Source organism: Haloarcula sediminis, assembly GCF_035656455.1.
GTDB lineage: Archaea > Halobacteriota > Halobacteria > Halobacteriales > Haloarculaceae > Haloarcula > Haloarcula sediminis.
The window spans coordinates 1-24,305 of record NZ_JAYMGA010000014.1 but is presented as its reverse complement, the minus strand read 5'-3'; the positions used below and the strand labels follow the sequence as shown (position 1 = coordinate 24,305).

Here is a 24,305-nt window from a genome sequence, read left to right as displayed (position 1 = left end):
AGGAGTAATGGACGTGACGCGGCGATTCACCGCGCTCGCGGGGACCGGTCTCGCGCTGGCAGCCCTGGCACTGCTGTTCGAACGCCCGGTGTTACTCGTCGGCACAGCCGGTATCGGTGGTGTCTTGCTGGCTGCTCAGTTGCTGTTTGTCGGTCGGCTTCGTCGGCTCAACGTGAGTCTCGCCGTCGATCTCTCAGTGCCCCGGACTGCCCTCACAGCCAACGAGACGGTCCCAGTCACGCTCAACGGAGCAGCAGCAGCGACACCGCTTGGCGTCACTGTAACGGCGACCGTACCGGCCAGCGCCGAGGGCCCCGATGAAGGCGCTCGACAGATCGAGATTGACGGCCCCGAGCCCAACACGACGACCTTCGATACAGAGTGGCCGGTCGTCGGTCGGACGCAGTTCGACGAGCCAATGGTTCACGTGACCGACCCGTACGGTCTGTTTGGCGAGTCATTTGCGCGTGGCCCGACACCGGAGGTCAGCGTCGAGCCACACGTCACCCGGACGCTCCACGTCGGACAGGGCGGCGACACGGCACTGGCAACGTTCGGCGAGCACGCCACCGACGAGCTCGGTGAGGGCGTCGACCCGGCCGAACTCCGGCAGTACGTCGCTGGTGACTCGGCTGGTGACATCGACTGGAAGGCGACCGCGCGGCTGAACGAACCGTACATCCGCGAACACGAGGTCGAAACGGACCGGCGAACAGTACTGTTCGTGGACCACCGTGCGAGACTGGCGACTGGCCCCCCCGGCGAGACGAAACTCGACTACATCCGCGAGGTCGCACTGACACTCGCCGAGCAGGCGCGGGCCTACGACGACCCACTGGGACTGTACACGGTCGGCGACGAGGGGCTGACGACCGAACAGGAACCCTCGCTGGACGAGCAACGATATCGCCTGATACAGGACACGCTATACGACCTGCAAGCGACAGCCGGGCAGGAGAAAACAACGACACAAGCACGGAGTCCAGGGACGGCACGGCGCGTAAGTACACGGCTCCAGGGGGATACCTCGGCTTTCGGAACGACGCTCAGACCGTATCTCGACAGTCGCGACGGGTACGTAACCCAGATTGCGTCGGACCCGCTATTTGCGACCGCACGGACGCATCTCTCTCGGCTCGGTGGGACGGCGCTGACAGTCGTATTCACCGATGACCAACACCGGACGGAGCTCCGGGAGACGGTCAAGGTCGCCCGACAAGGGGGTAACGACGTCGTCGTCTTCCTGACCCCGCAGGTCCTCTTCGAGTCGGGCGGACTCAGTGACCTGGACGCTGCTTACGAGCGGTATGCCGACTTCGAGTCGTTCCGACGGGATCTCGCGGCGCTGGATCGGGTCACTGTCTACGAGGTTGGCCCGGGCGACCGGCTGGAAGCCGTGCTCTCTGCGGGTCAATAGGCGAGACACGCAAAACCAGAACACGTAACAGGCAGACCAACGCCATACCGACTAATGGCAGTCGGAACCGAAGTGCGGACTGTCGCCGGCATCCCGTGGCCAGTCCTCGCTGTCGGCACCGTCGCACTCGGCCACGTCGGTGCGTTACTCGCGTTCCAGTCGTTTCCACCGGTGACGGCCCTGGCACTTCTCGAAATCGTGCTCCTCGTTCTCGTCGGTGCCCTCGTGGCCTTCGGTGAGGGCATCGGACGCCCACTCATCGTTGTACCCGTGGTCTATGTCCTCTGTACGGTTTTCACGTGGGCCTGGCTGACAGTAGGGTCAGCCACAGCCGCGACACTCGGTGTCGTCGCCATCCTCACAGTGACCGGATACAGTGTCCACCGGTACGAACTGGTCATGCTCGACCTCGTGGAGGCGACCGATGAGTGAGACCGCGGGCGATACGCGAAGTGCGGACACGGAGACACCGGACGACATCCCGGACTCGGCGACGCTTCGAACGCAACTAGAGCTGCTTGAGGAAGAAAACGACCGGCTTAGGGAAGAGTACGTCCGAGCACGCCAGAACCAGTACCGACGGACAGCACTCGCCTTTGGCGGTCTCGGCGTCGTCGCCGCCCTCGGTGGAATCCTGTTCCCGGCGGCACAGACAGTGCTGTTCGCACTCGCTGGGACAGGGGCGTTTCTCGCCGTCCTGACCCACTATCTGACGCCCGAGCAGTTCCTCCCGGCCTCACTCGGAGGCACTATCTACGGCGCCCTTGCAGCCAACGAGGGCGCCATAGTTGCCGAATTGGGACTGCGAGACGAGCGAGTGTACGTTCCGACCGACGACGGCGTCCGTCTGTTCGTCCCACAGCACGCAGAGTATGTCATTCCGGACGCGGAGGCGCTAGCTGATGTCTTCGTCGTCACCTCGGACACCAACCCGCGGGGACTCTCACTGGAACCGACCGGCGACGGACTCGCCGACGAGTTCGAGCGGGCGGTGACCGGCGAGCCCGGCACCGACGCCGACACGATCGCCACACAGGCCGGCGACGCACTCGTCGAGCAGTTCGAACTGGTCGAGAGCGCAACAACGGACGTGGACCCGTCCGGGGGACGAGTGACTGTCGCCGTCGCCGGGAGTGTCCACGGCGACATCACGCGATTCGACCACCCCGTCGTCTCCTTTCTGGGGAGTGTCACCGCCCGTCGATTGGGCGCTCCAGTAACAGCCGAATCCAAGTCGACCGACGAAGACGACAGCTACCGGATTACGCTGACGTGGAACCCGATAGACGAGAGCGGAGCGGGCGACACTACAGCATCCGAAGATAGCGAGGCCCAAGAATAGCTACGTCTTCAAGATAGCGCCAAGACAGATTATTGAGTCTCAATACAGAGCAGAGATTCACTATAAGTGGCTTCAACATTATTTATAAAGCTATCTGCTGCCACAAGAACTGATTCACAGATAGACGATATGCAAGTGCAGGCATTCTAATGCGTCATAGATGTCGATTCCGTCACAGTGTCCAGAGTGTGGATCGCTGTCAGTAACTGTCACCAAAGTGCCGCCGGAGGACCACGAACAGGGGAGTGGGTGGTGTACGCACGCTACGTGTGAAGACTGCAGTGATTACGAGGAGTGGACTGTCTAACCGAGAAGTACCGGTGTTAGCTGAATACCGCTACTATTGAGAAGCGTCCGTTGTGTCGTCCTCGGGTTGTCCGCCGTCCTGCACGGCGGTTGCGGCATCGGGTTCGGCTTGGAAACTGCTCCCCGGTGGTTCGATATCGTCGACGAGGTCGCGAATAACCTCACGTGCTGTCCGGTTACTCAGTTCGGCGTCCGTGCTCAGACCGACACGATGGGCCAGAATTGGTTCCACGAGAACTTTCACGTCCTCGGGGATGACGTAGTCGCGCCCCTCGATAGCGGCACGCGCTTTGCTGGTGTTGAGGAAGGCAAGCGATGCTCGTGGCGATGCACCGTGATCGAGGTCGGGCGTGTCGCGAGTCGCAGCGACGATATCGAGGATATACTCCTTGACTGTGTCGTCGATATACACTTCGGTAACGGCCTCCCGGGCGGCCATGACATCTTCGTGGTCGACGACCTGCTGGACGTTTGCGGGGTCAAGGTCCGGGTCCTGGTCGAATCGGTTGAGCAGCTCGGACTCCTCGTCGCGGTCAGGGATGTCCGCGGTGAGTTTCAGCTGGAAACGGTCTCGCTGTGCTTCGGGGAGTTCGTAGGTTCCCTCCATCTCGATTGGGTTCTGCGTGGCGATAACGATGAAGGGGTCGGGCAAGTCAAGTGTCTCGCCCTCGATAGAGACGGTTCGTTCCTGCATCGCCTCCAGGAGGGCAGACTGGGTCTTTGGGGTTGCACGATTAATCTCGTCGGCGACGACGACGTTCGAGAACACCGGTCCCTTCTGGAGTTCGAACTCCCCGGTCTGCTCGCGGTAAATGGAGTTGCCCGTGATGTCCGCTGGGAGGATGTCGGGAGTCATCTGGATGCGGTTGTAGGCGAACCCGGTGGTTACGGCGAACAGGTTGGCGACGGTCGTCTTTGCGACGCCCGGGACCCCTTCGAGCAAGATGTGGCCGTCAGTCAGGAGGGCAATAGTGATACCCTTAACGAGGGTTTCCTTGCCGATGAGGACCTGACCCATCTCGTCTCTGATAGTCGTATAGAGGGCGGCCGGATCGGTCATTCAGGTTCACTCCTCGCGCCGACGTATAATGTGTTGCGACACACGCTCGATACGGTCTGACTCCCACTCTGGATGACGCTCACTGACGAATTCGGTGATATCGGCCTCGGTAAGGGTGGTGTCGACGACAGACTGATCGTCAGTACCCAGGGAGCGAAGCGATTCGGGAACGTAACCCGTTGGCCGGCGGGCCCACAGCGCGATTGTGCCGAGAATGATGGCCCCGAGCAAGGCCTGTGCGATGGGCGTCGACCGGACACCAAGCAATGTGTAGGTCAACGCCGGTAATGGCGGTCGATGTGAGTAATCGAGCAGTGCCGTTGTCGCATTGCGACTGAGCGCGCGGGTGAACGCCGCATTCCCCTCCTGTTCAAGCATTGCGTTGGTGAATACTGAGGCGTCACTAACCACAACGACACGGCCAGAACCTACCGATTCGGTCGCTGCGACCGGATAGGAACCGATTGGTTCAGAATCGTCGAGATTCCCGTTGCTGTTCGTGTCGAGGTATGCTGACGAGGCCGTCCGGACCAGCACCGTCGGTCGGTCACTCGGATTGTCCGTCACGTTCCGCTCGGGAACGTCAAGCACTGTTCCACGGTTTAGTGTCAGTGCGTCGGTATCGTTGACGAGCGAGTGGTCAGAGACGTTCGTCGCTCTCGGCAGTGAAGCGTTGCGATAGTTGCTCTGGTCGTCTCGAACCCGCGTGCCGTTCAACCGTGTCTCCACGTCGAGACCAGCGAGTAGGTCGTTCGTCGAGTTCGCACGCTCGCCGGCGACCACGAGTGTGCCGCCCCGGGAGATGAACTGTCGTAAACGGGCGATATCACCCCCGGTATACGTTGCCGTCGGAGCGAGGACGAAGGCTACCGAATCCGACCCGCTATCGATGTAGGCCGTCGTGCTGGTGGCAATTTCCGGTTCAGCACCGGCTGACTGTGTCTGCTCTTGTAACTCGGTTCCGCCGTCCCAGGCAGCGTTGTACGGACCATACGCGGTCGTCGATGTACTCATCGCCGTCACCAACCCGACGTTCGTCAGGAGAAAGAGCACAATGAGAACGACGCGGGGATAGTCCTGCCAGTCCATCTATATCAGCCCCGACGGCAGGATTTCGAGAATGCGTCTGACGACGATGTATGCGAAGCCGACCAGTCCGGCGAGAATCAGCCACTTCAACCGGGACCGCCACTGCGGGGTGACGTTAACCGCAGCGGTAAGTTCGACCACAACAAGAAAGCCGATGAGCGAGACAACAAAGAAGAGGTCGAGCGTCAACGCGTTCAGGGCTGCCAGCACGAGCACCGTTGCGAGCATCCAGAGAGCCTGCCCGTGGATGAACTGCTGGCGACGCCTGGTAGCCATTGTGCCCCCATTGCTAACCGAGCCGTTAGAAGTTATCGACACGAACCCGAGGCGCTCAGTGTGACAAGTCGGTGTGAGTAGTGTCGCTGTTTAGGGTTAAACCGTGCTCGTAGTTGTCGACAAGAAGCAATTGGCGACCATCAATCCACATAGTCGTGTATCAGACGCCCAATCCTACCCACCACAGGAGGTTCGTTGCTGCATGTGACAGAGACTCCTGGCGTGGGCCGTCAACTATCTAACGCACCCTGAGAGTGCTGGTGTATAGGTACATCTCCATGGAGAGTTCGCTGGTCACCTACCTGTGGTGGGCCGACCGCTCACTGGCGACCTGCGAGGAGCACCACGATGGCGACTCCGGGCACACACATCGATACGGAGCTGGCTGGGAGTTGCTGGCTACGAGGCCAGCCACACACCTCGCACCGAGTGAAGTGTACCGGTAGAATACCGAGCAGTTCAAGCGAGGGCCAACTCAGGAGATCTATCACTCGGTGCATTGTGTGTCAAACCACGGTGTATCATTTATAAATGCGATTGAGACGTCTGGATAGTAGTGTTTCAGAGCGTTTTCAATTCTTCACTCGGCGCGGGGTGTGTCTCTGGTGAACCACATGGAGGCAAGTAGTTTAAAACGCGGAGCGTCTCATCACATACCTATATCGGCCAGTTAATCAGTTACGGATAGGACTGGATCCCGGTAAACTATTTTACATTCCTCGTGGCTGGCAGTCTCTATCAAGCAACTTGATGAAAACGTCTGAGTCGAAGCATCAGTAACTACCAGAGAGGGGATCGCTCGCTCTCAGATGCGCCGCATCGTTAGCACTATCTCTCGGCCAGTCACCCGCCAGCCACAGCCAGTCCACACTGCCTCGATCCGCTCAATGCTCTCATCGGGCCGCTGTTTGAACTCGATTTTCCGCTTGGGGCCACGGACGGGCTCGTAGACGAAGCCGTTGGCGTCGGCAACTGAGAGCCCACTCATGTGCTTGCCTCCAGGGCGCTCACCAGATCGTTGACGATGGAACCACCCACGTATGGACCAACTGTCCAGCCTCGCTCTTCATGGGTGTATTCTGTCCACCCCGACAGCGTCAGGAAAGGGGTATCCGTGAGTTTGACTTTCGCGACCTCGTCATCTTGGATAACGACTACTGCCTGCTCGTAGCCGTCCCAGTAGTGGGTTGCACTAGCGCCATCAACGCCGAGAAAGAGCGGCCGCTGGGTGAGTAGATCGCGTGCGATACGTTCTTGTGGGGTTGCTTTCCTAGTTACCATTGGTTCTTGGAACGGAACCACGCGCCTCGGTGTTCTAGCACCGGGGCGATTTTGTGAGAAATCGCCCAGCAGCGCGTGTGTTCCTATATAGTAGTCACTATCCGTGGCTACTTAGAGATTGCGGGATACGCTGCAAAAATGGAAGTCAGTTCGTTCCGTAGTATCTGTCTCGGCCTTTCTCAGTCGCAATGTTGTATCCTTTACTCTCGTCAGTTCGCTTGACTAGCCCCTCTTCGCGTAGTTCGTGCAGATAATTGTCTACACTACGCCGCTCGAAGGTTGCACCACGTCGTTTGAGGTTATCGAATATTACAGCAGGCGGGAGTTCCAGACCCGACTCTACGAGGAGCCCTAGAACCATCCGCTTCCGCTCCTCTTTGCCCATATTAGAACCGTTACCACGGATAGGCAAATTATCTCCGGAGTCGGTGAAGCTGTTGGACGAATCACTGGCTTGGTCCGTATTGCCCATATTTGCCTAATACTCTGCAAACTATTAAGTAGTTCCGCCTTGGACTATCAGAGCAAGCCGACGCGCCGCTCCTCGGGTGTCGCTCTGAAAACCGAGTGCGACGCCGTGCTTAGGACACGGGCGTCGCGTTGGCTTCACAGCCGCATGCAAGCAAACGCTCCGGGGAGTCTTGAAACCTCCCCACGACAAGCGCACAGCGTACCGACCACGAGCTACTGCCACTCACAGGATACGGACGACCATCTCTATCCCGAATGTCCGTTCCTACGAAGACTCAGACGCCACTTGGAGAGTCCGCTGTAACCTAATCGGCTAGCCCACCCCGAAGAGCGCTGCTGCTCGGCCACTGAGCTACAGCTCTCACCAGCTACATCCGTGCCGTGGTCGGTTCGCTTGGTTCGATTCCAAGCACGGATTTGTGAACACTCACAACCCGGAGGCCGACAGCCCCGACGAACGCGACGTAGCGCTTGCCAACGAACTCGGCCTGGATATCGGCCAAGAGACACCCGAAGATATCGAGGACCTCCTCTCGGCCCTCGCGGGTCGAGATACCGACCCAGTACTTCTCACACTCTTCAAACGCCTCCTCAACGAAAACGCCCGACTCCAAACCCGACTCGACGAACTCGAAGCGAAGCTAGAACGAACCCACGACATCGCCACCACGGCAAGCGCAAAAGCCGAAACCAACGCCGCCGATCTCGACGACCTCGAAGACAAACACGAACGCACTCATGACGTTGCGAAAAGTGCCAGTGCCAAGGCCCACCAGCTGGAGGCAGACGCCGACCACCAAGAAGACGCCGAAGCCCTCCCTCACGGCGTCGAACCCAGTTCCTCACCGCTGGATTTCTTCGCGAACTGCCGCCAATCGAAACTTAAGGAGATGTTCGTCGAACAGTCCAATCGACAGAACACCTACCGAGCAATCGCCGTCGCTAAACGCTGGCCGGAGTTCGCAACGAAGCGAACCGATGGGAGTGGCGTGTTCATAACCAAGGACGATATCACGACCGCCCTTACGGCCCACCTCGGACGGACACCACATCGCCAGACCGTTGCCCGAGTCTGGGAGAAACTCAACGAATTGGGTGGACGCGACTGTACACACAAAACCCGGCAGGTGGGCCGAACACAGGAGCCAACGGAGATACTGACGATGGACAGGGACACCGCCGAAGGACTTCTAGAGAAACGCTACATCGGTCTTGACTTACTGGAGACGAGTGACCGGAAAGCTATCACTGGAGGAGTCACACCCGTTGTGACGGGTGCCACCCCCGAAGAGGTGTGATAGAACCGCAGTAACTACTAAATCGACCAGTAGCCCTCACGACTGGACGCGGTGGCCGACAGGAACCGCCGCCGACGCCCCTCCGTACTAGCTACAGCAACCGGCAGACACCCCTTGCGTACAGTGTAGAGAGTGTGGTCGTAACACACTCAGCGTAGTGGGGATTCTCCAACGCGTCACAACGAGTGTGACGGCAGTCCAACTTAGCGCCTCGTCGAAGGTCCGAACAGCACCACAGACATCACCGGCCGTATCGGAGTGATCGCTTCCGAGAAGAAACTATCACACAAAGTCGGAAATGCCGGTTCGATAACACTCCCAGCACGGGGAGTCGATAAGACACCCTGGGCAGTGCTCGCCAGCCCGGTCAACGACATCACTGGGCAAGCCAGCGTGTTCAATTTACCGCGAGGAGGATGTCACCGTTCCTCCCACAGCGTCTCGATGCGCTCCTCGATTCGGTCGAGAACGAGTTGGCCCACGTCACGATGGTCGGCCGGCCATTGGGCATCTACTGCGTCGGTACGGCTTGCTGCCGGCGACGGATGAAAGTGATCACGTGAGTTGTGCCCGTTTGGATGCCGATCCCATCGACACTCCCACACGCTATCTTGTCGCTTCTCTCGATAATGGACGTTGAAATCGTCGTTGCGGTACCAGCGAATCTCGAAGCGTGCGGATACACTCCCCGGGTAGTAGTTATCGGACAGTTCGACATGGAGGTGCAGTTTCCCTTCCTCAACGATTTCCGCCAACTCGAACATGTGACTCCCGGCAAACCGGGATCGCATCCGCTCTAACACAGAGCGATCTATCGGCGCGGGGCTCGCGCCGTCGTCCACTGGCACCATCTTCAGCTGTGTGATGGGGCCGTCGATCCAGCGACCTTTCGTCGGGCGCGTTCGTGAATGCGACGCTCTTCGATAGCGGTAGCCCAGTCACCGAGTTCCACGTACACGTCATCGATACGCTCCGCATCGAACTCGAGGACATCGACCTCGGCCGGCGAGTCAGAACCGTATTGATCGCGGTAGTCCTCAATCTGGCTAGTCAGCTCCGAGACGCGGGCCTGTAGCTCATCAACGCTGTTCTCTCGTGCCAGTTCGTTCACCCGCCGCCACTCGAAGTAATCGTCGTTGCGCTCGTACCTGGCAGGCCGGCCCTCGTGTTGGATGACGATGCCAAGGTCGGTGTAGAAAGACAGGTGTGTCCGCGCCGACTCCGCCGAACAGGCCGCTTGCTCGGCGATCTCCGTGGCCGTCATCGGTTCGCGGGCGTGCAGCACCGCCCCGTACACCCGCTGCTTCGTGTCTTCACCTTCAAACGGCCTATCGAACGGAGGTGGGCTGTCGCGGCGGGCATCGTCTACCATACATCTACCCACGGAATTAGCCCACATATTTCTTTCTATAAACAAAATATATCGTCTACTTCCAGTCACTCCCGGTCATCCCACGCTACTTCCCTGGTTAAATTGGACCAGTTGCCGTTGATGGGGTAGGACTATCGACCGACGCCAGTCGGCTGCCATCGCGTTAAGTTTGGCGTGAGTTGTGGTGGACGGCGAAGGCTTCGAGCCAGCCTTGAGCTGTCTCTAGCTCGACATGGCTGAAACTATTTGCAAACGAAGATGTTCGACGTTCTATCTCCCAAAAGACACGTTCGATAGCGTTCCGATTTCCATGTGCGAGAGTCTGAAATCGGTATCCATCTTCGGCCAGAACTGGACCAAGATAATCAGCATCGTCGACGAGAAACACTACGTCGGTGAGCTGATACCGATGATGAAGCTCGGTCAGAAACCACCGTGTCGTCTGTTTCGTTGCTGTCGGAAAGAGGCTGAGATGCAGGATTTCGTTCGTTTGGGGGTCGACAGCGCCGTACAGCCAAAACTGCTGTCCGTGGAGGCGAATCATTTTCTCGTCGACCGTGAGTTGATTCGCGGTCACCGTCGAAATCGGCTGTAGATCGGCCTTGTGAACCCACTCGTGGATCGAGACATGACTGCGTTGGACTCCCAACTCCTCAAGAAACTGACTGGCATCCCGAAGTGACATACCCGCCAGATGACACCGGATGCCCACTTGAATCGCCCACTCGGGAGTCCGTCGTCGCTCCACAAACGACAAGTCGATCCACTCGATACATCCACTGAGGCGGTCGAATTCTGTCATAGACACTCAGAACTCGTCCGCCTCACTCTCTAACTTAACGCGACCTCGGCTGCCTGCACAACCACTACAAGGCTGCGACCGAGTGGAGCGGCCGCATGGGACGACCGTAGGGAGGACCCTCCCAATGTGAGACGGTCACCGTGAGCGTCCCGTTCGTTGTATTGGTTGGTCCACAAAACCGTGACTCAGGTTCATTCCGAGGCGATTGACGCGCCTACCGTAGATGTCTTCAAACTCTCAGATACACAATATGATGCCGTCGGTTAGGAATATTCCGCTGATACAAGGACTTATTTCGTTATAGAACCATCTCTCGGGTATGAAAGAACCACGCCCCGAACTGAAAGCAGACGATGAGGAGCGTCAAGATCCGCCGGATTTCGATGATCTTGTACCTCCAGCCGAACTCGTCTCTGGAGAGTAAACGTCGGTTGGGAGACGTACTGTCCCTTCTTCCATCCGTCGACAACGCCGTTGACAGCTTTGACGGCCCGACGAATCGCGGATTGACGAGTTGTGCGTGGAATTCTGTGCGCGAAGAAGATAAAATAAGGCATAAATTATATTTTGGGCTAAAATAATATTTTATCTAGGGGCGAGAAGCGGACTCAACGATGAACCACTCCGAGAATACATGACTTCTGACCATATCGAAGAATACGACGATGTGAACGAGGCGGCCATTAGCGACTGGAAGAGCGAGACGACAACGCGTGAGCGAATCAAGGCCGTCGTCACGCGAACGACGGAACCGACGCCGGCATCTGAAATCGCCGAGCAAGCGAGAGCGAGCGAGCCAGTCGTCCGTGATGAACTCGCTGACCTCACAGATTTGGGGCTCGTCGAAAAAATCGATGGCGGACAGGGTGCGCTGTACAAGCGCAACGACCAGATGTATATTTATCGGCAGGTCCTGAAGCTTCATGACGAGTACTCCGAGGACGAGCTGGTTGAGACACTGCAGGACCTGAAACAGACAGTGAGGGAAATAAGAACCAGATATGGTGTCGAGTCGCCGGCAGAACTCGCACAGCAACTCGATCCAGACGACCACAAGGGCTGGGAGGACCACACGACGTGGCAAACAGCACAGAAGAACCTCTACTTAGCGAAGGCAGCGATTAGTTTCTACGACGCGGAAAAAGTGGTCGTCTGAGCGATGACGTATCTCACGGGGAACACGGGGCCAATCGACTACGAAGCTCTCAGACAAATCCGGAATATCTTTCTCAAGAACGAACCGTTAGTAACCCATCACGATCTTAGTGAGCGACTTGACCCACAGCCCGAGTTGAATATCACAGTCGGCGAGGGGTTTGGCTCCATCCGGTCGATTCGATATCATCTGGACTGAACGCGACTGCAGAATACTCTCCCTGTGGAGCTCATGTAGAACGGCGTGGCACGTTTCACTGTCAACGTCAAGAACCTCCTGCATGATGTTGGAAAACTTGAACTCGCTATCCTAGGGATTGACTGTCCAGCCTATAACTGAAACTAGTTCCTGACCCTGCTCAAAAATGCCTCTTCGGCGAATTCATCGACGCCATTAACCAACTCACACTTGAATCAATAGCTCTCGTTGATAAGAAGCCAGGCGATTCTGGACGTGCACTATACGACTGAAAAGCGCCACTGCACACAGCGTGGCTGTCAACAAAGGCTACAGTTGGAACGATCTACGAGAAGCCTCTCAAGATAGAGTACCGCCAAATTCCACCACCTCACCTCGAAAAAGCCACTTACGGGTAGTTCACGAGTAGCTCCTCTGCATTATCATGGAGGATTTTTTGCATTTCTTGTGAAGCGACTTCAGTGATAGTGTTACGAAACGACGTAAGCTCATCCGCGCTTCGGGGTTCGAACGGATAGTCCGTTCCGAAGAGAAGATTCGATGTCGGAAACACCTCAAGTGCAGTCTCAACTGGCGTCTCGTAGCCAAAAAAGCCAGAGGTATCGAGATACACCCTCTCGCGTAGCTGTTGACTGAATGCTTCGAAGTCTTTGGTGCGTTCCTGTCCGGGCCAGCGCCCCTCTTCGAGTTGGAGGTGTATCCGTCCAATCATACTTGCGATGTTTCCACCAAGATGGTGGTATACAAGATTCAGGTCGGGGTGTCGGTCCAAGATGCCTTGATGGATGACTTTTGAGATGCTCTCTGCAAGCGCTGCTTCGCGGCCAAAGGTGGCATTTAACAAGTACTTGTCGCTAAGCACGTCTGGATGGAGTGACTCGTCCAGTTTCGGATGTACGAGAATAGGAGCCCCGTACTGCTCGGCGACATCGAAGACGGGTTCGAGTTCGGTATCAACAAGTTCGACGCCGTTCGTCTTTGTCTCGATCGCCGCGCCATTATATCCTCTGTCGAGTGCCCGTTCGAACTCCTCGGCTGCCGCCGCCCCGCCAGCACTCACCGGTAACGCGGCAAGCCCGTAGAGCCCTTCTCGTTCATCAAAGAGTTCGAAGAGGGCATCGTTCGCTCTTCGCGTGGACTCTGGATCGTCGATTCCCATATAATAAGGCTGTGAGAGAACAACCTCATCGATACCGGCCGCCTCGTAACGTTGCTCAAGAGTTTCGATACTGTCGAGAGCGTCTCCGATTGTAGCTTGTATGGGACTTCCCGTGAGCGGCTCTGGGAATACGTCTGGCGGATAAATGTGAGCGCCGAAATCAATTGTCATTGAGTACTGGTTTTTCTGCTGGGGAAGTCACGAACCGATTCGACGCGGTCATGTTCATTGTTGTATGATCTATTTTAGCTACCATTGTTGGAAATTAATCGCGACGAATGAATTCGCCATACCCTGGTTCTCCGACAATCTCGCCGTCTTCCATGACTGGCGCCCCGCGGACGTACGTCGATTCGACAGCACCCTGTATTTCAAGCCCGTCGAAAGGCGTCCAACCGCACTTAGCAACGATGTCCTCGTCCCGGATGGTGTAACGCTTGTCCATGTCAACGATTGTAAGGTCTGCGTCACTTCCGACCCGGATTGCCCCCTTCTGGGGATACAGATCGAGGATCTTCGCCGGATTCGTCGAGAACACTTCGGCGATTCGATTCAACGAAACCTTCCCCTCAGCAGCTCCGTTGAGAAGCAAGGGCAGGACAGTTTCGACGCCAGGAATCCCGAAGGGGGCCTGGAAAATGTCCTCTTTTCCTTCGTCTTTTTGTGCTTTTGTGGAGGGTGCATGATCCGCGTTCACCATGTCAATATCACCAGCTGCCAAGTGCTCCCACATCGCTTCTCGGTCGGCTTCCTCACGTGCTGGTGGGGTAAACATCGTGTAGGGTGCATCCTCGATAACGTCCTCGCGAGTGAGATAGAAATAATGGGAACAGGTCTCTGCGTATACTTCCACGCCCTGCTCGCGAGCATGCCGTATCTGTTCAAGCAGTTCCGGATGCGTTAGGTGCGCAAACCAGAAGGGGACGCCTGTCTGCTTTGCGATTTGGAGTGTCGTTGAAACCGCGACCTGCTCAGCTGCCTTCGAACGCCACTCAGGGATAACGCTGCCGTCGGTCCGTCCCTCCTCGTGAATGCGGGCCTCGTTGTGGTTCAACATCAGTTCGTCTTCAGGGTGGATCATGCTGATTCCCCCAACCCGCTCTATCTCGGCGAAAAGTTCGTGCATCGACGCGCTCTTGAGTGGGGGAACGCCATGCACCTCACAAGTAAAGCTCTTATAAGCGAGGGTCCCAGCCGATTCAAGGTCAGAGATTTCATCAATATTGTCTGGATGGCCACCCGCAAGTAAGCCGAAGTCGATCCGAGCCCGGTCTGAGAGGTAATCGCGCTTGTCCTCAAGGATTTCGGCCGTGAGTACAGTTGGGTCAGTTCGGTGGTGTTCCCCGACAGTCGTGATGCCGCCCGCCGCGGCCGCTGCGGTTCCGGTCGGGAAGTCCTCCCGTTCGGTATCACCGGGATCCATCATGTGGACATGGGGGTCGACGCCCCCCGGGAGAACGTGTTTGCCGGCTGCATCGATGGTTCGTGTGGCACTCCGGTCTGCATCCGAATCCAGTAGTGCCGCAATGTGGCCGTCTTCAATAGCGATATCTGCTCGCAAGCTGTCGTCGGCTGTCACGATAGTTCCACCTTCGATGACAGTATCGTATGCCATACCACCACATTTTGGGTACCCCTTCTTTTACTTTTCCACTGTATACTAAAATTACCAAACAAGTCTATACCAAACTCGTTAAATATCACGCAAACAATCATCGAGGCACCCTTTAGTTCGGAATCAGTCCAAAAGTTTATGTCTCGAAGGTTGCCACCGAGAGATGTGACCGTTACTATTGTCTCGACGGGCGGAACCATTGCATCGACGGAAAACACCGGCGGCGACGCTAGTCCAGAACTCTCCAGCTCGGACCTCGTAGCCGCCGTCCCTACACTTGAAGATATCGCCGATATCGAAACGAGCGACTTCTCTAACGTCCCCAGCGCCCAATTTACCGTCGAACAGATGGGCGCACTCGTTGACCATCTTCATAACCTTGATTCCGATCCGTCGGTCGATGGTATTGTCGTCACACAAGGGACTGACATTCTCGAAGAGTCCTCGTATTTCGTTGATCTCTGCTACGACGGGGCTACACCGGTCGTGTTCACTGGTGCAATGCGAAACCCCTCACTCCCGAGTCCCGATGGCCCCGCAAACTTGCTCGCAAGTGTCAGAGCAACACAGGCGCCACAAGCTACGGGCTCTGTACTCGTCGCGTTCAACGACCGAATTCACGCTGCCCGTGAAGTGACCAAGACGAACTCTATGAATGTCGATACGTTTCGGTCGCCTGAATTTGGCCCGCTCGCGGTAATCGAAGAGGATCGTGTCGTTTGGCGTCGAACGCCTACAGGCGTTGATCCCAGTGTCGTCGTTAATTACGAAGATCTCACGTCGAATATCCATGCTGTCACCGTCACAGCTGATATGCCACCAGCTCAGATAGAAGCCGCACAGGAGAGTAATGGACTATGTCTCGCTGCGACAGGGGCAGGTCATATCCCCCCGAGAATCATACCTGCGCTTGAAGATATTGTTGAGGCAGGGGTTCCAATTGTCGCAACGACCCGTTGTCCAGAGGGCAGATTGGCCCGTAATTCCTACGAATTTGAAGGAAGTGAAACGACGCTACAGGATTTGGGCTGTTATTATAGCGATCTAAACCTGCAGAAGACGCGTATCCGAACCATTGTCGCGATAGGGGCTGATCGGTTTGAAGCGCTGTTTGAACGCCCGACCCAGTCTGACTAACAGACGTTTTGGGTAGTGATTGATATCCCCCCTCCGCGTTTACGCGGAGGGATCTGATTTTGGATTTGTATCTCACACTCACTTCGCCGTACATCACTTGATTGGAACGGCTCATACATATCTCAATCTTGATGTTGCGTCTGTTGTCCAGCTTTACTGGACAACAATACATCAGTTCTAACATCGCGTACGTACACGCGGAAACTAAATAAGCTAACTAAAAATCACGTTCCGGAAAGGCCACATCGCCTATGACAAAGTTATCCAGTTCTGTAGGACAACATCAGGATTATGTCTACGAAGCCTGGTAGGAGGTGTGTCTATACTTACTTTCACTTTGCATACTGAACTAGGCGTCTGAGACCGATTTCGACGACCAGAGTCCATAACCCCGGTGTTTTGTCATTGTTGGTTCTTGGAGGAAATAACGCGAGATTTGTGTTGGGGTTAGATTTGCTGGATATTATATAGATCGTCGCCCAAGATGGGGGCTCAGCGATGGCGCGGAATAGTCAGTCATTGGAGGGGTTAATTGCCGATTCTATGTTATCACATGCCTCTAAGAGAAGGTCCGGAAGTTCGTTGTTCAACCGGGTTGCGTCAAGTCGATAAGTCGGCCCAGAAATTGCTATCGCACCTAGGATACTCCCGTCGATATTCTTCACGACTGCTCCAACCGCGCGTAATCCTTCGACAAATTCCTCATCGTTTACCGCATAGCCTTGCGCTCGAACCGTTTCTAACTCCGTGAAGAACTCAGGTTCGGAGACAATCGTGTGGTCCGTTGCTTTCGGCAATCCTGCCTCCGCGATCACTCGTTCGACTTCAGACTGGGGCATCTCTGCAAGAATGGCTTTCCCACATGCGGTATTGTGGAGATAGTGATACCCGCCGAGTCGACGTGTTTCAGTCGGGGAATTATACGTGCCATAGATGACCATCAGTTTGCTCCGATCTTTGATTTCGAAGGAGACATCTTCCTCAGTTTCTTCAGCAAGCTCGTCGACGACCTCTGTGATTATGTTGTAGCTCCTCCGGTTTGCTTTCAGGTACTCACCAAAGTTAACGAATCGCAACGTAAGATGGTACACAGTCCCATTTCGGTGTATATAATCCATCTTTTCCAATGTCATGAGGTGGTTATGGATCGTGCTTCGGGCGAGGTCTAATTGCTCGTTTAGTTCTGCAAGCGTTGCGCCCTCCTTCTCGCGGATCAAATCAATTATTTCTAGTGAACGCTGAGTAGTAGTGAGTATACGTTCATCTGAATTCCCGTTCATGTAGACATTCAAATACTGGTTTAGACTTAAAGTTTCATTATGTTAGATATCGATAGCCAGCACACTGTAGGAGAGATAGACACGGCTTTCCTCAAAATCAGAACGCTGAGAGCGAGATTATCCAGTCACGCCTTCTCAGCTATCGAGCCGAATCCGCTCAAAAGAGAATTCTATCTCGTTTTATCGGATTCACCCCTCTGTGAGGGCGAATTAGACACGTTCCTTGATGATTGGCCCAGCATATGTGAATTTTATTGTTTTTCTTGGTATATCCGCTCATATATGTTCATATTTCCCCAGTAGATTTATGTATATACACCTATTCGGAGATATTGTATGCCAAAGAAGGAAAAAAGACGTATGTCGCGTAGAAGTTGGTTACAAGCAGCCGGAGCCAGCGGACTAGCCGCCCTTGCAGGTTGTTCTTCGGGGGGCGGAAGCACGAGCAACGAAGTGAATATCACTCTGGCTCCGTCTGGGTTCCAAGGAATCATGATGGACCATATCGCGAACGACACCAACATCTTGGCCGACGAGATGGAAGCTGCGGGCTATCAAGCAAATGTCCAACGGTCGTGGGAAGGGGCGCCCCTGTTCGCTGCTGGCGGGCCCGACATTTCGACGATGAGTTCCTTAGAAGCGGCTCGGATTGGCGCTGAGCGTGACTTGGATCTCGCAGTCTTCGGACGGGTCGCGCCACTGTTCAAAGGCATGTGGGTTCCCCGTGGTGGCCAGTACGACCCCGAATCAACCGGTGGCGCGCAAGCAACGATCGACGCGATAGCCGAAGACAGCGCGACAGTTGGTATCGGTTCGTGGGCTGGCGGCGAAATCCCTGGATACATGGCCGCGTTTAACACTGAATTCGGGTATACGTTCTCCCAAGAGCAAAGTGATTTTAACGCGATCACGGCAGACTATTCGGCGATTCCACAGCTCATGCTTGATGGCGACCTTGCAATCGGTGACGCGTCACCGGTTCACGGGATCGCACGCCACTTGGACGAGTCGGGAACGCCGCAGCACCGCGAGGTGTTCAATTGTGCAGCAACGCTTGAGGCCAACGATATAGGGATTCCACTTCTAAACAGTCTAACCACGAATCAATCCTTCTTAGAAGAGAACGAGGAGGCCGCTGCGGCGTTCTTGCGCGCGTGGCACGAAGGGATGGCGTGGCTGTTTGAGGATCCGATGGGGCGAATTATGTCCGATGAAGAAGGTCACTTCGAGCAACTCGCAGTCACGACCGAAGCCCAAGCGCAGTACATCGCTGATTGGGGTATCAACATGTCCCTGGACAATGAATATCCGATAGTCTACGAGGATCAAGAACTGACCGACTCATTCATCGAAGAGGACCGGGGCTTCATCAACCGCGTCGCGGAACTCGGTGTCGCCCCCCGAAAACTGGGAAGAAAACGTCAATTATGCTAAGATCTCCCAGAGCTAGTCCAAAATAATAGAATCATGATTACCATGTCGGACACCCAACCAAAATATTTAGACCTCCCATGAGCAGCGAACAAATTCAACATAGTGGTGCATCCTCGATACACATCGAGGGGCTAAGCAAAGAGTTCGAGACGGCAGAAGGAACTGAACAGGTATTCAGCGACCTAAACATTGAGATTGAACCTGGAACGTTTGTTTGCCTCCTCGGGAAATCGGGAAGTGGCAAGTCTACCATGATGGACATCGTCAGCGGTATTCTTGACCCAACGGCGGGCCAAGTCCGTTTTGATTCCACTGACGGTAGCGAAGAGACGTTGGGACACGTCTTCCAGTCACCGCGCTTGCTGCCATGGAACACGTGCCTACAGAATATCGAATACGTCCACGAGAACAACCCAGACTACACTGACGACCTCGCGAAACGGTATCTTGATCTCGTCGGACTCTCAGAACACTACAACAAGTTCCCGACACAGCTCTCTGGTGGGCAACAACAACGGGTCGGGATCGCTCGCGCGCTCAGCACTGATCCAGGAGTGCTACTAATGGACGAACCGTTTAGCAACCTCGACGAAATAACCGCGGACGATCTCCGGGAGGAACTGCTTGACCTCTGGTCGCGCCTCGGTAAAACGGTGTTCTTTGTCACTCACGATATGACAGAAGCAATTCAACTCTCTGACCGAATCCTGATGCTCGGTCAAGGAGAAATCTACGCTGACCTTGAGAACCCACTGGACCGTCCTCGGGAGTTGGATTCCGATGAATTCCTGAAGTTTCGCCAGCAAGCGATAGAGACCTTCCACAGCATCGAATAATTATTATGGCTACGTCAACTACTCGTCCCTTCCCAAGCCGCGATTGGATTTGGGATCGGTTCGGCGCACGGGCCTTCGGGCTCCTCTTAGGGTTAGTCGGCTGGACTGCCCTTGCCACTGTGTTCCCTAACCAATTGATGCCGTATCCGCAGGAAACTGTCCTCCTCGCTTGGGGTCTCGTTGAACGCGGCGTGGTGTGGGTACATTTAAGCGCGACTCTGTGGCGGACTGTGCTTGGATTCGCAGGAGCAATGGCTCTTGGCGTCGGGGGCGGCATCTTAATGGGTATCAATGATTATGGACAGAAGTTCCTCACCCCGTACACTGTGATTGGCCTCTCGATTCCGGCTATTGCGTGGGCGGCTGTCGGGACGCTCGTGTTTGGGTTCACGATCTGGGCACCTGTCGTCGCGACAGCGCTGACGACTGCGCCGTTCATCGCGGTGAATATCTGGAAAGGCACTGACAGTATTGAGTCAGACCTTGTTACGATGTCGAGATCGTTCAACGTCTCACGTCCCCGCATGCTAGGGCGGCTCATTATCCCGAATGCGGCGCCGATGCTATTCTCGGCGTTCAGGCTCGGGCTCGCCATGTCTTGGAAGATAGTCACGATCACCGAACTATTCGCCGCGTCCAGCGGTATCGGGTTCAAGTTGATGCAGACATACCAACTCTACCAGTTTGAACAGTCCTGGGCATGGGCAACAGTGTTCATCGTTGTCATCCTAGGCGTGGAATACGGACTGGTAAAACCCATCGAACGGCGGGTATTCGAGTATCGTCAAGACGCGGAGTTCAACCTCCTAGGATGATCGTTATTCGAGCACAGCCACCGACGAACAGACGACCAGTACACTCGACAGCAGCACCCAAAATCACCCGGACAATCGACACTATGGACATCCGCAGCAACGTATACACCACGAACCGTATAATCCGAACCGACGCGAGCACTGATACTGATGAGTAACGAACGCTCCACGGGGTTCAAGAGCTACAGTTTGGCCCCGGAGATGCTACTGATGAACAAGACGGTCGTCTTCATCGAATCGATCGTCGCGTTACTAATAGTTTGGACGATAGTATCCTACGGGTTTGACCTCGCGGATACTATCTCTACACCGTTGCTCGTTGCTACCGAGTTGCTTGACCTCCTCCAGAGCGGAACGTGGATCGAACACTTTGTCGCGACGATGCGCCGGATACTGTACGCGTTCGTGCTCACGCTCATCTTGGGGACCTCGTTAGGTATTTTGATGGGGATGTCCGATTTCTGGACGAAGGCACTTCAAGACTATATTACAGTAGGTGTTGCATTGCCGTCTCTATTCGCTGCGATATTCGCAGCGATGTGGTTCGGTCAGAGCGATGTCACACCGATGGTCGCAGGCGCTTTGATCTCATTCCCTTTCCTGACCCAGAACGTGTACGAGGGCGTCAAGAATGTCGATTACCGGCAACAGGAGATGTCCGAGGCTTTCGGCGTTTCACAGTCCCGTATGATCCGTCGAGTCGTCCTTCAGTCGGTCCTTCCTGAGTGGTTCGCAGGGACGCGGTACGCCTTCGCGCTCTGTTGGAAGATTACGACCCTCGCAGAACTCATTGCAGCCAGTAACGGTATTGGGTTCATGATCGAGTACCAGATGGAACGACTCTCCTTGACCGGCGTGCTAACGTGGACGATCTTATTCACCGCTGTCATCGTATTTGTCGAATACGGAATCTTCCAGCAGATTGAAAAGAGAGTCTTCTCGTGGCGAGAGGACACCTCAATGGGCTTCGGACCGTGACCGGCACTAACGTACTGACGGGTGATGTCTTGCTCTAATGGATCGGCCCGAGAAGGATGGTTTCACACCGGGAATTTCTTGTAAATGATTCTCCGACACCACATATGGTTGGAAAGGGGACGCTCATTATTGCAATCACCGTCGTTGTTGCGGTAACAGTGACGCTCGGTCTGCTACTTCGACTACTTCGAGATACCGGTGAGCTCTAAGCGCTCGGTTAGCAGTGTGGTTGTTAGATAGCTTGGTCGCGAATGCTGCGATAATCATGATCAGTACGAATCACCTCGCCACTGTCGGTGGATCACGAATCGTGGTGTCGGCTTATCCCATCAACTGAATGTGCTGAGGTCCGCTCACTGATTACAGTCTCCCCATGCATGCTGGTGGTGATACTGAAGTAGAGACTTATGCAAACCCTGGTTCATATATAATATTTTTATACTAGTGGTCCGTGTTACGGCATATGAACCGTCAGACGGAAGACACTGATTTAATCGGTGCCTCTGTTTCGCTCCCGATACCCACGTCAAATCCAGATTTATTCAAACACAAAGCAACGAGCGATATTCTTCTATTTTTAACTAACCACCGATTTAGCGACTTTTCGCTGAGAGAACTCGCGACCCAGATCGGCCATTCACACCAGTCTGTGCGACGAGCAGTAGATGTTCTCAGTTCGAGTGACTTGGTCATTGAATCTCCCGAAAGCAACCAGCGACTCGTACAGATCAACAGGAACCGATTGTCTATCCCGGACGATCCTATTCTTCGGATTCCCCAACCGGAGTATCACAAGCCGGTCAAAAATGCGGTAACGAAGCTCCGTGACAATATCACCAACGTTGTCGGAATCATCCTGTACGGCAGCGTCGCTCGGGGCGATGCTGACCGACGGAGCGATATCGATATCTGGGTCCTCACTCGTTCCGGGCGGGCAGAAAGCCAGCGGGAAGCGAACGCTGTCGCCCGGGACCTCGAAGACATGGTCTTCAATGGGGACCGGTACGCCTACGATATCGACGTTGAGGCTGTTCAGGCGATTCCAGCCTACACGGATGATATTCGAGAAATTATCGTCTCAGGCATTCCGGTCTACAAGACGAGCGACTTCGAAACCGTCGAAAACCTCCTTCTAGAGGAGGGCGCCGACGATGAGTAACGGTTCGGACCCTGCTGCCGTGCTCGACGCCATTGAACGGGCGCAGGACGCCTTCGAGATGGTCGGTAGAGGGAGGACGGTATTCGAAGAGGGAATCAGCGCCGACGCAGACTGGGAGACGCAGCTGACCAAAGCCTGTCGACTCCTCGAAGTCGTCGACACACTCCAAGCACAGGACGGGTACTACACAGCCGTCATAGAGGTCTGCTTCGGGGCGATAGAACGGTCAATAGAGGCGTATGCACTCTCGATGACCAACGATACGCTCCAGGATTTCCAAGACCACCAGTTCAGCTACGACCGGGCACACCAGATCGGACTATTCGAGAGAGATACGGCTGTGGAAATGAAGGAACTCTACAGCGAGAACCGAACTGAGAGTTATTACGGTGGTGGTCGTCCAACCGAAGAACAAGCCGAAGCAATGACTGAACTCGCAACTGCTGTTCACCAGTTTGTGGTGAGCCAGATGCGAGAAGGTGGTGTCTGTCTCTGTGCCTGATTCTATTTGTCTTCTAAGAGAGTGCTATGTGCCCGAATACACTATCAGACCGAACAAGAGGAATGTCCATCAACGAGTCCACTGAACGCTACCTCCAAGACAACGGGAAAGGGCGTGGTGGCGATAGCGGGAACTACCGACGAAATGCAGCCCGGGAACTCGAACGGTTCGCTCAGTGGACTGCCGATGACCGTGATCGGAGCGAGTAGACGGGTATCGTACCAGATGATATTGACCGGGATCCGACCTTCGAAGATCTCGATGAACGAGTATTCCGGGCATATGCCCGATACCTTGGCGGTGACTGCGCGCTCAAGCAAAACACTATACACACGTATTACCACTACATCTCTGCGTGGTGTGGTTGGTGTGCGAACGAGGGGTATCTCAGGGAGCATTACGCTCGGCGGGCAAGCGCGATGGCACCACTCCCAGAGGATGACGGCCGCAAACCTGGCGACCAGCAGATATGGACCTCCGAGCAGCGCCACAAACTTACCCGATACGTTGACGACCAAGTCCGCGATACAATCGAGACGTATAGTGCCCTCTCGGATGATGTCAATCCCCTCGACAGGCAGCGAGCGCGATACACGATTCTGAAGGCGGCTCGTGATCGCGCCACTCCAGAGCTATAGAATGCTGATGGATCCACCGACAGTACAATGGCCAGTATTCCCAACGTTTGACCAGCGGACGCTCGCAACGCTCGTAGAGGACGAACTGGGCGGGACAAATGCAATCGAGGGGCACTGTGGCGAGTACGCTCGAGACTTCTTGCTGGCTCTTGACGAGGATATCCACCCACCATCCATTACGACGGATGGAGTACGGTCGATTCTCCAGCGGCACTCAGATGCAGCAGACATCGACATTGAGCATCCGAAACACGTTATCTTGCTCCCCACGGTGGCCGACGGGGAATGGGAGAAATCCTTGTCCGCGGGTTCGGATACACGGTTGCTGCTTGATATCTCGATAACTTGGAGAAGAGGATTCGTAAGCGCTACTCGCACATCGAAGCCGACGAATTAGGTGAGCTCGCGACCGAAGCAATCAACGAGATAGATTGCATCTGAAGAGGCCGAGACCGCAACTGATTGCTTGCCAACGATGGTGAGACGCTTGAATCTACCTGCATACGGGGATAATCAGGAGCATGTCTCCCATCAGTGTGGTACGGGCGCAGGGTGATGCAAGAATTTGGCACTGTAGTTTCGCTAGACGCAACAGCTACGACTGCGTTATCTCGGTAGAAAGCGAAGAGACAGATTGGTTTGACATCCGAAATCCGTCTCTTCACTCGTGTTACGGTCGCTAAA

General features: G+C 55.3%; 24 protein-coding genes and 1 pseudogene. 13 read left to right on the top strand and 12 right to left on the bottom strand.

Annotated features, from left to right (window positions below):
• Positions 1–7: 7 nt before the first annotated feature.
• From VJ162_RS17740 to VJ162_RS17730, 3 genes are read left to right on the top strand one after another with little or no spacing between them, the layout of a single operon-like run.
• Complete coding sequence (locus VJ162_RS17740; RefSeq protein ID WP_324666126.1) at positions 8–1,417, top strand: DUF58 domain-containing protein; 1,410 nt, start codon at positions 8–10, stop codon at positions 1,415–1,417.
• Positions 1,418–1,471: 54 nt separating this feature from the next.
• Positions 1,472–1,849, top strand: coding sequence for a hypothetical protein (locus tag VJ162_RS17735; protein WP_324666124.1), 378 nt, complete (start codon positions 1,472–1,474; stop codon positions 1,847–1,849).
• Positions 1,842–2,759 carry an MFS transporter gene (locus VJ162_RS17730; protein ID WP_324666123.1) on the top strand — a complete coding sequence of 306 codons (918 nt, stop codon included), beginning with the start codon at positions 1,842–1,844 and terminating at the stop codon, positions 2,757–2,759. The genes VJ162_RS17735 and VJ162_RS17730 overlap by 8 nt, the downstream gene beginning before the upstream one ends.
• A gap of 340 nt (positions 2,760–3,099) precedes the next feature.
• Here the strand turns inward: VJ162_RS17730 and VJ162_RS17725 are convergent, their stop codons facing one another.
• From VJ162_RS17725 to VJ162_RS17700, 6 genes are all read right to left on the bottom strand, one after another.
• Positions 3,100–4,125: an AAA family ATPase gene (locus VJ162_RS17725; RefSeq protein WP_324666122.1), complete on the bottom strand. Its 1,026-nt coding sequence runs from the start codon at positions 4,123–4,125 to the stop codon at positions 3,100–3,102.
• Between the two features lie 6 nt (positions 4,126–4,131).
• Entirely contained in the window at positions 4,132–5,214 is a 1,083-nt protein-coding gene (locus tag VJ162_RS17720) for a DUF4350 domain-containing protein (RefSeq protein ID WP_324666120.1), read from the bottom strand.
• Positions 5,215–5,490 carry a hypothetical protein gene (locus VJ162_RS17715; RefSeq protein ID WP_324666119.1) on the bottom strand — a complete coding sequence of 92 codons (276 nt, stop codon included), beginning with the start codon at positions 5,488–5,490 and terminating at the stop codon, positions 5,215–5,217.
• Positions 5,491–6,295: 805 nt separating this feature from the next.
• Positions 6,296–6,478, bottom strand: coding sequence for a hypothetical protein (locus VJ162_RS17710; protein ID WP_324666118.1), 183 nt, complete (start codon positions 6,476–6,478; stop codon positions 6,296–6,298).
• Positions 6,475–6,771 (bottom strand): hypothetical protein, encoded by a 297-nt coding sequence (locus tag VJ162_RS17705; RefSeq protein ID WP_324666116.1) that lies wholly within the window; start codon positions 6,769–6,771, stop codon positions 6,475–6,477. Before VJ162_RS17705 ends, VJ162_RS17710 begins: the two co-directional genes overlap by 4 nt.
• Before the next feature lie 145 nt (positions 6,772–6,916).
• Positions 6,917–7,156, bottom strand: a complete 240-nt coding sequence (locus tag VJ162_RS17700; RefSeq protein ID WP_324666114.1) for a hypothetical protein — start codon at positions 7,154–7,156, stop codon at positions 6,917–6,919.
• A gap of 505 nt (positions 7,157–7,661) precedes the next feature.
• Here VJ162_RS17700 and VJ162_RS17695 point away from each other — a divergent pair.
• Entirely contained in the window at positions 7,662–8,540 is an 879-nt protein-coding gene (locus tag VJ162_RS17695) for a hypothetical protein (RefSeq protein ID WP_324666112.1), read from the top strand.
• 419 nt (positions 8,541–8,959) lie between these two features.
• On the opposite strand, the gene VJ162_RS17690 is transcribed toward VJ162_RS17695, so the two are convergent.
• From VJ162_RS17690 to VJ162_RS17680, 3 genes are all read right to left on the bottom strand, one after another.
• A complete protein-coding gene (locus VJ162_RS17690) occupies positions 8,960–9,304 on the bottom strand; it encodes a hypothetical protein (RefSeq protein WP_324666110.1) in 345 nt (114 codons plus the stop codon).
• 89 nt (positions 9,305–9,393) lie between these two features.
• Positions 9,394–9,912: a DUF7342 family protein gene (locus VJ162_RS17685; protein WP_324666108.1), complete on the bottom strand. Its 519-nt coding sequence runs from the start codon at positions 9,910–9,912 to the stop codon at positions 9,394–9,396.
• A gap of 163 nt (positions 9,913–10,075) precedes the next feature.
• Positions 10,076–10,714 (bottom strand): IS6 family transposase, encoded by a 639-nt coding sequence (locus tag VJ162_RS17680; protein ID WP_324666107.1) that lies wholly within the window; start codon positions 10,712–10,714, stop codon positions 10,076–10,078.
• Between the two features lie 634 nt (positions 10,715–11,348).
• On the opposite strand from VJ162_RS17680, the gene VJ162_RS17675 reads away from it, so the two are divergent.
• Positions 11,349–11,870, top strand: a complete 522-nt coding sequence (locus VJ162_RS17675; RefSeq protein WP_324666106.1) for a DUF7342 family protein — start codon at positions 11,349–11,351, stop codon at positions 11,868–11,870.
• Positions 11,871–12,456: 586 nt separating this feature from the next.
• On the opposite strand, the gene VJ162_RS17665 is transcribed toward VJ162_RS17675, so the two are convergent.
• The gene (locus tag VJ162_RS17665) at positions 12,457–13,398 is read right to left on the bottom strand and encodes an amidohydrolase family protein (protein WP_324666104.1); all 942 of its coding nucleotides are present in this window, start codon (positions 13,396–13,398) and stop codon (positions 12,457–12,459) included.
• Between the two features lie 94 nt (positions 13,399–13,492).
• Entirely contained in the window at positions 13,493–14,842 is a 1,350-nt protein-coding gene (locus tag VJ162_RS17660; protein WP_324666103.1) for a dihydroorotase, read from the bottom strand.
• Between the two features lie 165 nt (positions 14,843–15,007).
• Here VJ162_RS17660 and VJ162_RS17655 point away from each other — a divergent pair, with 165 nt between their 5' ends.
• Complete coding sequence (locus VJ162_RS17655) at positions 15,008–15,979, top strand: asparaginase (RefSeq protein WP_324666102.1); 972 nt, start codon at positions 15,008–15,010, stop codon at positions 15,977–15,979.
• A 512-nt stretch (positions 15,980–16,491) separates the two neighbouring features.
• Here the strand turns inward: VJ162_RS17655 and VJ162_RS17650 are convergent.
• Complete coding sequence (locus VJ162_RS17650; RefSeq protein WP_324666100.1) at positions 16,492–17,259, bottom strand: IclR family transcriptional regulator; 768 nt, start codon at positions 17,257–17,259, stop codon at positions 16,492–16,494.
• A gap of 336 nt (positions 17,260–17,595) precedes the next feature.
• Here VJ162_RS17650 and VJ162_RS17645 point away from each other — a divergent pair, with 336 nt between their 5' ends.
• The 7 genes and pseudogenes from VJ162_RS17645 (at position 17,596) to VJ162_RS17615 (ending at position 24,062) form a co-directional block, all read left to right on the top strand.
• Positions 17,596–18,693, top strand: coding sequence for a hypothetical protein (locus tag VJ162_RS17645; protein WP_324666099.1), 1,098 nt, complete (start codon positions 17,596–17,598; stop codon positions 18,691–18,693).
• A gap of 77 nt (positions 18,694–18,770) precedes the next feature.
• Positions 18,771–19,529, top strand: coding sequence for an ABC transporter ATP-binding protein (locus VJ162_RS17640; RefSeq protein ID WP_324666098.1), 759 nt, complete (start codon positions 18,771–18,773; stop codon positions 19,527–19,529).
• A 251-nt stretch (positions 19,530–19,780) separates the two neighbouring features.
• Positions 19,781–20,344 carry an ABC transporter permease gene (locus VJ162_RS17635; RefSeq protein ID WP_324666097.1) on the top strand — a complete coding sequence of 188 codons (564 nt, stop codon included), beginning with the start codon at positions 19,781–19,783 and terminating at the stop codon, positions 20,342–20,344.
• A 150-nt stretch (positions 20,345–20,494) separates the two neighbouring features.
• The gene (locus tag VJ162_RS17630; RefSeq protein ID WP_324666096.1) at positions 20,495–21,322 is read left to right on the top strand and encodes an ABC transporter permease; all 828 of its coding nucleotides are present in this window, start codon (positions 20,495–20,497) and stop codon (positions 21,320–21,322) included.
• Between the two features lie 463 nt (positions 21,323–21,785).
• Positions 21,786–22,481, top strand: a complete 696-nt coding sequence (locus tag VJ162_RS17625) for a nucleotidyltransferase domain-containing protein (protein WP_324666095.1) — start codon at positions 21,786–21,788, stop codon at positions 22,479–22,481.
• Positions 22,474–22,983 carry a DNA-binding protein gene (locus tag VJ162_RS17620; protein WP_324666094.1) on the top strand — a complete coding sequence of 170 codons (510 nt, stop codon included), beginning with the start codon at positions 22,474–22,476 and terminating at the stop codon, positions 22,981–22,983. Before VJ162_RS17625 ends, VJ162_RS17620 begins: the two co-directional genes overlap by 8 nt.
• A gap of 26 nt (positions 22,984–23,009) precedes the next feature.
• A pseudogene (locus VJ162_RS17615) lies at positions 23,010–24,062 on the top strand (phage integrase SAM-like domain-containing protein).
• The last annotated feature ends 243 nt before the right edge of the window (positions 24,063–24,305 follow it).